The organism is Bradyrhizobium sp. AUGA SZCCT0177 (genome assembly GCF_018130125.1).
In the GTDB taxonomy this organism is placed as follows: Bacteria; Pseudomonadota; Alphaproteobacteria; order Rhizobiales; family Xanthobacteraceae; genus Bradyrhizobium.
This window is the reverse complement of record NZ_JAFCMA010000053.1, coordinates 22,246-32,780: the sequence shown is the minus strand read 5'-3', so window position 1 is coordinate 32,780 and position 10,535 is coordinate 22,246. Positions and strand designations below refer to the sequence as shown.

General features: G+C 65.6%; 12 protein-coding genes. 5 read left to right on the top strand and 7 right to left on the bottom strand.

Going from position 1 to position 10,535, the window contains the following annotated elements:
- Positions 1–124: 124 nt before the first annotated feature.
- Both JQ597_RS35780 and JQ597_RS35775 read right to left on the bottom strand, forming a co-directional pair.
- Positions 125–1,354, bottom strand: a complete 1,230-nt coding sequence (locus JQ597_RS35780) for a DUF1501 domain-containing protein (protein ID WP_502754810.1) — start codon at positions 1,352–1,354, stop codon at positions 125–127.
- Positions 1,355–1,359: 5 nt separating this feature from the next.
- A complete protein-coding gene (locus tag JQ597_RS35775; protein WP_212270089.1) occupies positions 1,360–2,931 on the bottom strand; it encodes a DUF1800 domain-containing protein in 1,572 nt (523 codons plus the stop codon).
- 100 nt (positions 2,932–3,031) lie between these two features.
- Between JQ597_RS35775 and JQ597_RS37965 the strand changes: the two genes are divergently transcribed.
- A complete protein-coding gene (locus tag JQ597_RS37965; RefSeq protein WP_249133849.1) occupies positions 3,032–3,235 on the top strand; it encodes a cysteine-rich CWC family protein in 204 nt (67 codons plus the stop codon).
- Complete coding sequence (locus JQ597_RS35770) at positions 3,232–3,948, top strand: HAD family hydrolase (RefSeq protein WP_212270091.1); 717 nt, start codon at positions 3,232–3,234, stop codon at positions 3,946–3,948. The genes JQ597_RS37965 and JQ597_RS35770 overlap by 4 nt, the downstream gene beginning before the upstream one ends.
- 135 nt (positions 3,949–4,083) lie before the next feature.
- On the opposite strand, the gene JQ597_RS35765 is transcribed toward JQ597_RS35770, so the two are convergent.
- Positions 4,084–4,683, bottom strand: coding sequence for a TetR/AcrR family transcriptional regulator (locus JQ597_RS35765; RefSeq protein WP_212270088.1), 600 nt, complete (start codon positions 4,681–4,683; stop codon positions 4,084–4,086).
- An 85-nt stretch (positions 4,684–4,768) separates the two neighbouring features.
- Here JQ597_RS35765 and JQ597_RS35760 point away from each other — a divergent pair, with 85 nt between their 5' ends.
- Entirely contained in the window at positions 4,769–5,560 is a 792-nt protein-coding gene (locus tag JQ597_RS35760) for a crotonase/enoyl-CoA hydratase family protein (RefSeq protein WP_212270087.1), read from the top strand.
- A gap of 21 nt (positions 5,561–5,581) precedes the next feature.
- On the opposite strand, the gene JQ597_RS35755 is transcribed toward JQ597_RS35760, so the two are convergent.
- The 4 genes from JQ597_RS35755 to JQ597_RS35740 form a co-directional block, all read right to left on the bottom strand.
- Positions 5,582–6,277 carry a glutathione S-transferase family protein gene (locus JQ597_RS35755; RefSeq protein ID WP_212270086.1) on the bottom strand — a complete coding sequence of 232 codons (696 nt, stop codon included), beginning with the start codon at positions 6,275–6,277 and terminating at the stop codon, positions 5,582–5,584.
- A 149-nt stretch (positions 6,278–6,426) separates the two neighbouring features.
- Entirely contained in the window at positions 6,427–7,134 is a 708-nt protein-coding gene (locus JQ597_RS35750; protein WP_212270085.1) for a glutathione binding-like protein, read from the bottom strand.
- Positions 7,135–7,274: 140 nt separating this feature from the next.
- Complete coding sequence (locus tag JQ597_RS35745) at positions 7,275–7,511, bottom strand: hypothetical protein (RefSeq protein WP_212270084.1); 237 nt, start codon at positions 7,509–7,511, stop codon at positions 7,275–7,277.
- Between the two features lie 23 nt (positions 7,512–7,534).
- Complete coding sequence (locus JQ597_RS35740) at positions 7,535–8,296, bottom strand: sulfite exporter TauE/SafE family protein (protein ID WP_212270083.1); 762 nt, start codon at positions 8,294–8,296, stop codon at positions 7,535–7,537.
- An 89-nt stretch (positions 8,297–8,385) separates the two neighbouring features.
- Between JQ597_RS35740 and JQ597_RS35735 the strand changes: the two genes are divergently transcribed.
- Entirely contained in the window at positions 8,386–9,291 is a 906-nt protein-coding gene (locus tag JQ597_RS35735; RefSeq protein WP_212270082.1) for a LysR substrate-binding domain-containing protein, read from the top strand.
- A complete protein-coding gene (locus JQ597_RS35730; RefSeq protein WP_212270081.1) occupies positions 9,281–10,498 on the top strand; it encodes an NAD(P)-binding domain-containing protein in 1,218 nt (405 codons plus the stop codon). The genes JQ597_RS35735 and JQ597_RS35730 overlap by 11 nt, the downstream gene beginning before the upstream one ends.
- The last annotated feature ends 37 nt before the right edge of the window (positions 10,499–10,535 follow it).

The window sequence follows — 10,535 nt, the reverse complement described above, 5'->3', positions numbered from 1 at the left end:
CGCCTTGTCGTCTTCGCCAATGCCGTAATCAGGTCCGGACAGCCTTGGAAAGGCGCTAACGCCTCTTGACAGCTAACGGTAGATCCCGGCTCAAGGCCGGGACGACACTGTCAGTGGGGCCGCCCTACCCCACCAATCCCTTCATCGGCTTCACTGACGCGCTGTCCGGAAACACCGTTTCCGCCAGCACACGCTCGGCCAGGCCGAACTGATCCTGCAGCACGCCTTTCATGATGGCGCGGAGGTCCGTGGTCGGGGCGAGGTCGCGGGCCTGGTAGAGATTGGCTACCTTCAGGCCGGGCCAGTCCGAGATCACCCGGCCGCCCTTCACCGCGCCGCCGGCGAGCAGCGCCACGGTGCCGGTGCCATGGTCGGTGCCTGCGGTGCCGTTGATGCGCGCGGTGCGGCCAAATTCTGTGACGACCACCACGACGGTGTCGCGCCAGCGTGCCCCTAAGCCACTTTCGAATTCCGCGAGCGCGCCGTCGAGGCCCGACAGCAACTGCGCCAGACGTCCGACCGGTCCGCCTTCATTGGCGTGGGTATCCCAGCCGTCGAAGGCGAGCGCGCCGATCCGCGGGCCGTCATCGGCCGCCATCAGCTTGGCGGCGCCGCGCGCCACCAGCCGCATCGCACCTGCGCCATTGGTGCCCGGCTTCGGCTTCATGTCGTCGCCTTGCGCGGCCTTGTCGAGCGCGAGCCCTTGCGTCAGCGCCGCCGCCAGCGCCGGATCGCGGTGGCGATAGAGTTCGATCAGGCGCATTGCGGTGTCCTCGGCGGCCTGCGGCAGCGCCACCGGGGTCCAGCCGACGGTCGGCGCAGCGCCGCGCAGCACCAGCGGCGTGGTTGGGCCGACGCCGAGCGCGCTCATCACGCGTTCGCCCTTCGGCAATGATTCCAGCGCGCGGTTGAGCCAGCCCGATTGCACCCGGCCCGGACCGGCAAAGCCGCTTTCGAGCACATCCTGCCCGTCGAAATGCGAGCGCTCGCGATAGGAGGTAGCGACCGCATGAATCACCGCGGCCTGCTTCTGGCGGTACATCCGCGCGAATTCAGGCATCGCCGGATGCAGCGCGAAGAACGAATCCAGCATCAGCGCGGCGTTGGGTCCGCTCGAATTCAGCGCGATCGAGCCATGCAGGCCGGCATAATCGGGGTCGCCGATGGGGGCGACGGTCGCAAGGCCATCCAGCGCACCGCGCAGGATGACGACGACCAGACGTGGATCGCGACCATCGGCAGCACGCGCGAATTTCGGCAAATAAGCCCAGGCCGCAAAGGAAGCGCCACCGAGCAGCACGGCACGGCGCGAGGGGAATGTCGGGCTTTCGCAGCAGTCCATGCTCGTTTCCATTGGCGTCATCTCCTCTGGAATTCCGGCGACATCAGCAATAGCGCCAGCGCCTGCTGCCGCGATTCCGCGCGCTCGACGGTGCGCCTTGTTTCCATCGACGCTGCATCCGCGGCCACCAGTTCAAGCAGGTCGCGCGGATCGATGGTGTCGGCGAGGCGCGAGGCGATCTGCGCGGAGATGTCGAGACGCAGTTTCATTCCCTCCGGCGCCGCCCATGCTGCGTTGCTGTCGGGAAACCCGTTCGGGCCGGCGGGCGCCCATAATGGCTGACCCAGCACGTTGAGACCGTTGAGATAGCGGCCGGGATCGCCGGGGATTTGCGCCAGCAAGCGGCCGCTCGCGACCAGGAATTCATACGGCGAGCGCACTTTGGTCAGCGGCGCCTTCCAGGCTTCGTCGGAATCAACCAGCGCCGTCGCCAGCGCCTTGAGATCGCCGTCGGTCTTGCCGAATACATCGGCCAGCCGCGCCACCAGCGCCGACGGCGGATCGTCGGCGACGAAATGGCGGACGAATTTGGTGGCGATGAACTTTGCGGTCGAGGGATGCCGCGCGATATCCGCCAGCACCGCCTCGCCCTGCGCCACGCCATTGGACTCGTAGCTCTTGCCCATCACGCGCTGCGCGCCCGGCTGGTGCGCATTGGCGTTGAAGACGAAGGTGCCGGGCGCGCCGAGCTGGCCCTGCCGTCCGGCATAGGTCCACCCCGTGATGATGCGCGCCAGCGACGTCACGTCGTCCTGCGAATAGCCGCCGCCGACGCCGAGCGTATGCAGCTCCAGGATTTCGCGCGCGAGATTTTCGTTCAGGCCGCGGTTGCGGTTTTTCCCGGCGCGCGAATCCGGACCCAGCGATTGCTGGTTGTCGAGAAAGAACAGCATCGCCGGATGCTGTTCGACCGCCTTCAGCATGTCGCCGAAGCGCCCGAGCACGTAGGGCCGGATCGCTTCGCGCTCAAACGAGCCCGCCCACATCCGCGCCACCCCGCCCTTGTTGGCGGAGATGCAAAAATGATTGGACCAGAACACGACAAGCCGCTCGGTGAACCCGCAATCGGCGATGATGGCCCGCTGCAGCCGCGCCAGCGCTTCGGCCCGAAACGTCTTCTGGATGATGTTGAGCGGTTGCGGCGGCGGTCTCGGCGCATTTGGCTGCGTCGTCTCGGGAGACATTGCCGCGGGCGACGCGTTCGGCGCGGCGGCGTTTTCCTGCGGCTTCGCCGGCAGCTCCCTCGGCGCCATGTCCATGGCAATGCTGTTGAGCGACAGGTTTCGCCGTTGCCCTTTCGCATCGACAGGCGGTTGCGGCCCTTCGGTCGCGGCTGACGGCGCGGATTTAGAAGCCGCGTCGCGCGCCTGCTGGATCTCGAACTGATAGTCGAACACCGCCTTGCCGAGCGCCGAGGTCGACGACAGGCCGGGCACTTCGAGCAGCACCCCATTGGGCCGGCTCATCTCCGCCTTGACGAAGCCACGGGGATCAGAAGCCGCGTTGACGAAATCGCCGGATGCGCCGCCGCGCGCGCCGAATCCGAAGCGATTGAGCGCCACCAATGCGGCTTGCGAATCGCGGGCCATCGGATTTCCCTCAGCACGTCCCCGGTATATGATTTGCGCGATCATAACGCCTTTCGGGATGAACCCCGAATTAAAACCCGGTTAGAAAACGCCCCGTTTCATGCCAAATCGGTCAGACAATCCTCCCTCGCGGCGCCTCGCCTGCGCCGGCTGCGGCACCGAGTTCTCCTGCAGCCTGTCCGGGCCGTGCTGGTGCAGCGAGGAAACGTTCCGGATGCCGATGCCGCTGGACGGCAGCGATTGCCTGTGCCCGGCTTGCCTGCGCAAGGCGGCGGCGAGCGCCTCGAGCGCGGCCGCGACGTGACCGGCGAATGGGACGTCCGGGCCGTTCTGCTCGACATGGATGGAACGCTGCTCGACACCGAGCGGGTTTACTTCGACAGCCTGGTCTCGGCGCTCGGCGCGTTCGGTTATACCGACGATGTCGAGACGCTGTGCCATGCGATGGTCGGCCTGCCCGGTCCGGACTGCGAGGCCATGCTCCATGCCCGCTATGGCGAGGACTTTCCGCTGCCCGCGATCAACGAGGCCTTCATCGCACGGCGCGACGAGATTCTTAGCGCCGGCCTGCCGCTGAAGCGCGGCGCCGTCGACTTGCTCGATGCGTTGCAGGGAAGCGAATGCCCGATGGCGATCGTGACCTCATCGTCGCGGCACACGGCGGATGCGCATTTGACGCTGGCCGGAATCCGCAGCCGTTTCGACCATATCCTGACTCGCGACGACGTCACGCGCGGCAAGCCGAGCCCTGATCTGTATCTGCTGGCGGCGTCCAGGCTCGGCCTGAACCCGGAGTTCTGCGTGGCCGTCGAGGATTCCAATCATGGCGTGACATCCGCGCATGCCGCGGGCGCGATCACGATCATGGTGCCTGATATGGTGCCGCCGACGGACGAGTCGCGCGCGCGATGTGCGGCGGTGGTGGATGATCTTGGCAAGGTGCTTGAGGTGCTGCGAACGCGCGGTGGGTTGCATTCGAAATTCTTGCGTCGTCCCGGCGAAGGCCGGGACCCATAGCCACCAACGCTTGTTTTGCGAAAGGCGTCGGCCACAGTGCATCAATCGGTAGATCACGCGGTATGGGTCCCGGCCCCCGTGCGCAATTGCGCACTAGGCCGGGACGACTCGTTGAGAGGTCCGGGCCGCTGGCGACTACCGCGCCCGCGGCTTCCCCCGCCCCGGCAGTGCCGCCTTGGTCAGCGCATGCGCGGCTTGACCTGCGGTCTCCATATAGCTGGGATCGCGGTGCAGCAGGACGACGGCGAACGATCCGTCCAGCAACAGCAATATCTGCCGGGCGAGCTGCGATGCTTCGGCGATCCCGGCGGCCTCGAACGTGGCGCGCAGCCAGTGCTCGAACTTCTTCTTGTGGGCGGCGCCGATCTTCATCGCGGGATGGCCGGGCATGTTGGCCAGCTCCGCCGAGGTGCGCAGGAAGCCGCACCCCTTCCATTTGGGATGCCGGGCCGAGCGGGCGAGATTGCGAAAAATCCGTTCGATTTTTACCGGCAATCCGCCGTCGGCCTCCGCGAACCATTGCTTGAACAGCGCGAGATTGGGCTGGTCGCGGCCGGCAAGATAGGCCGCCACGAGGTCATCCTTGCTCTTGAAATGATAGTACAGCGTCCGCTTGGTGACGCCGGCCTTCGCCGCCACGGCGTCGACGCTCACGCCGCGAATACCGTCAGCGTAGAACAGCGCGTTTGCCGCCGAAACGATCCGCTCGCGGGTGGGGGTTTCCGATTTCGCCATGTCTCCATGTATACCGACCAGTGAATATACACAATGTGATGCCGCGCCTAAGGTGCCACCGACACCGACATTTGCGGAGACCATCATGTCCGACGCCGTGCTGCTCGAAACCAAAGACGGGATTGCGCTGATCACGCTCAACCGGCCCGCTCAGCTTAACGCGCTGAATTACGATCTGATCGATCGCCTGATGGCCGCGCTCGACACGATCGAGACCGATGCCGGCATTGGCGCCGTGATTCTCACCGGCGCCGGCGAGCGGGCGTTCTCGGCAGGCGCCGACATCAAGGAGTTTTCGGGCAGCGTTCGGCAGGGCCCGAACGCGGCGATACGCGACTTTGTCCGGCGCGGACAGGCAATGACCGCGCGCCTCGAAGCGTTCCGAAAACCCGTGATCGCCGCGGTCAATGGCCTGGCATTCGGCGGCGGATGCGAGATCACCGAGGCGGTGCATCTGGCCATCGCCAGCGACCGGGCGCAATTTGCAAAACCGGAAGTCAATCTCGGCATGCCGCCGACCTTTGGCGGAACCCAGCGGCTGCCGCGGCTGGCCGGGCGCAAGCGCGCGCTGGAACTGCTGTTGACCGGCGATGCCTTTTCGCCCGCACGGGCGCTGGAGATCGGGCTCGTCAATTCAGTCGTGCCGCATGATGAATTGCTGCCGGCGGCGCGCGAACTGGCTGACCGGATCATGCGTCACTCGCCGCTTGCGGTCGGCAGCATCATCACATCAGTCACCCGCGGATTGAACATGGCCATCGGCGAAGGGCTGCAAGTCGAGAGCGAGCAGTTCGCCGCCATGGTGCCGACAAGCGACCTCCGCGAAGGCCTGGCCGCGTGGATCGGGCGGCGGCCGCCGAACTATGGCGGGCACTGACAGATGAATTCGACGGCGTACCTACACCGCAAACCCCGGCGATTTGCGCGCCATGCCGTCGAAAGCGTCGAGCAGCCGCTCGCGCCAGGCATAGACCGGATCGTCTTCTTTAAGCAGCTTGAACGGGCTGACCACGCGCGCCCACTGAAACCCGCCGAACACGATGTAGTCCGCATAGTTCGGCTGCCCGCCGCCGAGATAGGATTGCGTCTTCAACGTCAGCCGCAACGGGTCGAGCGATTTGCGAAAGCCTTCGACTGTCACGTCGCGGTCCGCCACCACCTCTTCCAGGGGCTTGCCGAAGCGCACTTCCCGTGACTTGCGGAAATAGGCGGCGTCCACCGGCTTCAGGTTCAAGGGGATGTCGGCGACGATCATCGGAGACAGGCCGCCGATCACGGTGACATCGCCCCACCAGTTCAGCATGCGGGCCATGGCGCGGCCGCCCTCGCCGCCGAACAGCGACGGCCGGTCCGGAAATTTGTCTTCGAGATAGTTCGCGATCGTCCAGGAATCGACGACCGACGTGTCGCCGTCGAGCAGCACCGGCACCCTTTCGGATCCGTGCGGCGCGATCGCGTCCTTTTCCGTAAAACACCACGGAATGGTTTCCGCGGAAAGTCCCTTATGCGCCAGCGCCATCCGCGTCCGCCAGCAGTACGGACTGAACGGGCGGGCGGCGTCGGCGCCGACGAGTTCGAAGAGTTTGAGAGTCATGACTTGGTCTCGCGCGTCGCTGTCGTCATTGCCGGGCATAGCCGTCTGAAGGACGGCGTCGCTTCCGCTCGCCTATGACCCCGGCAATCCATCCTTTTTCAGGGAAGATGGATACGCGGGTCAAGCCCGCGTATGACAAGCGCGCAAGCCTACCTTACCACCGCCGCGGTCTGGCCGAACAGCACCCGGCGCTCTTCCTCGGTGCGGTTGACCGGCTGGCCGAAATTCGGATTGACCTCTTTGGCCAGCGCGTAGGCGCGCTCGGTCGCGGGCCGCGCGCGGATGGTTTCCAGCCAGCGCTTCAGATGCGGGAAGTCGTCGATGTTCTGTTCCTGGTTCTTGTAGGGCACGATCCAGGGATAGCTCGCCATGTCGGCGATCGAGTAATCACCGGCGATGAATTCGCGGTCGGCGAGACGCTTGTTCAGCACGCCGTAGAGCCGGTTCGTTTCATTCACATAGCGGTCGATGGCGTATTTGATTTTTTCCTGGGCGTAGTTGCGGAAATGGTGGTTCTGCCCGGCCATCGGCCCGAGCCCGCCCATCTGCCAGAACGTCCACTGGATCGCGTCGTAGCGACCATAGAGATCTGATGGCAGGAACTTTCCGGTCTTCTCGGCGAGATACAGCAGCATCGCGCCGGACTCGAACACCGAGATCGATTTGCCGCCACCCTTCGGCTCATGATCGACCATCGCGGGAATCCGGTTGTTCGGCGCGATCGCCAGAAACTCCGGCTTGAACTGTTCGCCCTTGCCGATCTGCACCGGGAAGATCTTGTACTTCAGCCCGGTCTCTTCGAGGAACATCGTGATCTTGTGGCCGTTCGGCGTGGTCCAGTAATGAAGGTCGATCATGGGCACGGTCCCGCGTTAAGGAAATTGCACGCATCGCAAAAAGGATGCGGATGCATGAATGTGGTCGGGTCGCGCCGTGAAGTCAATGGAATTGGTCCCGCGCGCGCGAATGTGATGACTTCCGCACGCGCGCGAAACGATCAGTTCGCCCGGCCGTGTTCCCGCAGCAAATTCTTGCCGCCTTCGGTAATCGCGACGCGCACGCCCAGGCCTTCGACCGGCTGGCGCGCGACATAGCCGCGATCCACCGCGTCCTCCCAGATCGTCAGCCGCGGGCATGAGGTGCGCCAGGTCTCGATCACTTCGGCATAAAGCCGCGGCTCGCGCGCCACCCATTCGACGAGATCGAGCACCAGTGCGTCTGTCGTCTCGGTCATCGGGCCCTCCTTCAAAATCTCGACTAGAAAGCCATCGCGCTCGAGCGCGTGACCAAGAGCCAGCCGCCATAGAGGATGTAATAGCTGGCGACCGTTGTGATCAGCCGTCCGGCCCAGGTGCGGAACTGCGCGTCGCTCATCGCTTCCAGGATGCGCCGCGCCAGCGTGGTGCCGAGCATTGAGGCTGCGATGGCAACCGCCGCCAGCACCGGATCGAGCGTCGCCGCCTGATCGATGATGCCGCCGAAATAGACCAGCTTGGTAAGATGGCTCGCGACCTGGCAGGTCGCCTTGGTCGCGACGATCTCGCGGCGGTCGAACTTGCCGCCGAGGAAGAACGTATCCATCAATGGGCCGGACACGCCGGTCATCAGCATCAGGCCCATGCAGATGAAGCCGTAGAAACTGCCCTGCCAGATGCTGTCAGGGTCCGGCTTCAAATTCGCCGGCATCAGCCGCGCCATGAACGGCGTGACCCCGAGCAGCAGCAGCGCGATCGGCTTGTCCGGCACATAGCGGGTCAGCGACCAGAGCCCGAGCGCCAGTGCGCAGCCGATCAGATACACGAACACCGGCCGCCAGCGGATATGCGCGCGCCACAGGAAGGCACGCCAGCCATTGGACGCCATTTGCGTGATCGCATGCAGCACCATCGCCGTCGGCAGCGGCATCAAAGCCAGTAGCACGCCGATCAGGATCATGCCGCCGGCCATGCCGAACAGGCCCGACAGGAAAGCTGTCGCGACCATCAACAAGCCAAGTGCTGCGATCAAAAGCGGCGTCATCGAAATCTCCTTGTTACTGTTTTGCCGCGCTTGGACGGCGCGTGCAAACTGAGTTATCTTGCCCTGGCATCAGTTTTCCTGAGGGTTATATGCGACGGCTGCTCTTCCTCAACGGCATCAAGGCGTTCGAGGCCGCGGCGCGCAGCGGCAGCTTTGCGGCGGCAGGTAGCGAACTCAACGTCTCGGCGGCGGCAGTCAGCCGGATGGTGCATCTCCTGGAAGACCGGCTCGGGGTGGCGCTGTTCGAGCGCAAGGCCAACCGCCTGGTGACGACGGCCGCCGGGCGCGCCTATCAGAGCGGGCTGACGCCGATCTTCGACGCGCTGGCGAGCCTGACCGCGCAGGTCACCGCGCCCTCCTCCGTCCGCGTGCTGACCATCGGCGTCGGGCCGACCTTTGCGATGCGCTGGCTGATCCCGCGGCTGGCGGATTTCCACAAGCAGGAGCCCAATATCGACGTGCGCATCACCACCGGCGGCGCGGCCGCCCCGTTCGGCGAGGACTGGAGCTGCGGCATCCAGCTCGGCGACGGCGAATGGCCGGGGCTGATCGCCGAGCCGCTGTTCGCGGCCGACCTGCTGCCGGTCTGCGCGCCCCGCCTTGCCAGCTCGCTCAAGCGGCCCGGCGATCTGAAGGGGCCCACGCTGCTGCGCGTTGCGCATTCGCCCGACGATTGGCCGTCATGGCTGAAGGCGGCAAGCGTCGCCCGCGTCAGCGCGCGCGGACCGGAGTTTCAGTTCTACGGCCAGGCGCTGCAGGCCGCGGTCGACGGCCTCGGCATCGCGATGGGCATCCGCCCCTATATCGACGACGACCTCGCCGCCGGACGGCTGGTGGCGCCGTTTGCGCTGAGCGTGCCCAAGGGCATGCGCTGGTACCTGGTCTATCGCGAATTCCGCACGGGCCAGCGCGACTTCGTCGCGTTCCGGCGCTGGATTATCCGCGCGGCCGCCGAACCCGCCGCCCGCCGCAAAGGCCCGCGCCATGCCAATTGAACGCATCGACACGCTTGTGATCGGCGGCGGCCAGGCCGGGCTTGTCATGAGCTACCGGCTCAAGCAGCGCGGCATCCCGCATCTGGTGCTGGAGCGGGCGCGCATCGCCGAGCGCTGGCGCAGCGAGCGCTGGGACGGGCTGAAATTCCAGTTTCCGAACTGGTCGGTGCAACTGCCGGATTTTGCCTTTCCGCACAGCGATCCCGACGCCTTCGCCACATCAGGCAAGATCGTGGAGTTCATCGACGCCTTTGCGGAATTCATCGCGCCGCCAATCCGCTGCGGCGTCGAGGTGACGCATTTGAAGCGCGGCGACGCCGGCTTTATCGCCGAGAGCACGGATGGCACCATCGAGGCCAACAACGTCGTCGTCGCGACCGGGCCCTATCAGCAGCCGCTGATGCCGGATCTGCTGCGCGATCATCCGGTGTTTCAGGTCCATGCCAGCAGCTACCGGAATCCGGGCCAGCTGCCACCGGGCGCCGTGCTGGTGGTTGGCGCGGGCGCGTCGGGCGCGCAGATCGCCGACGAACTGCATCGCGCCGGCCGCCGCGTTTTTCTTTCGGTCGGCCAGCACACCAGGATGCCGCGCCGCTATCGTGGGCAGGACCTGACCTGGTGGTTCGGCGCCCTTCGCCTGTTCGACATGACGGCGGAGCAGCGCGGGCCGATCCGGGTCAACCCCTCGATCACGGGCGCCTATGGCGGCTACACCATCGACTTCCGTCGATTCGCCGCCGACGGCATCACGCTGCTGGGACGGGTGCAGGCGGCGCGCGACGGCGTGCTCGATATTGCCCCTGGTCTCGCCGAGAATCTCGCCAACGGGGATCTCTATTATTCCGGCTTCCTCGACATGCTGGACGCCCACGTCGAACAGCACGGCCTCGATCTGCCCGCGGACCCCGCCGCCCGTACCGTGCTGGCCGACCCGCCCTGCGTCACCGACCCGATCCGGCGGCTCGACCTCGGCAAGTCGGACATCCATGCGGTGATCTGGGCCACCGGCTACGGCGTCGATTTCAGCTGGATCGACCTTCCGGTCAGGGATGGCAGCGGGGAACCGGTCCATCGGGGTGGCGTGTCAGAGGTGCCGGGGCTCTACTTCCTCGGCCTGCCCTATCTGTCGAAGCTGTATTCCGCCTTTTTGTCGGGCGTCGGCGACGATGCCGCCGTGCTCGCCGATCACATTGCCGCCCGCCGCTGAAGTTCCCGCTTCCGCAAAAATCCGCGAGATGTGAACC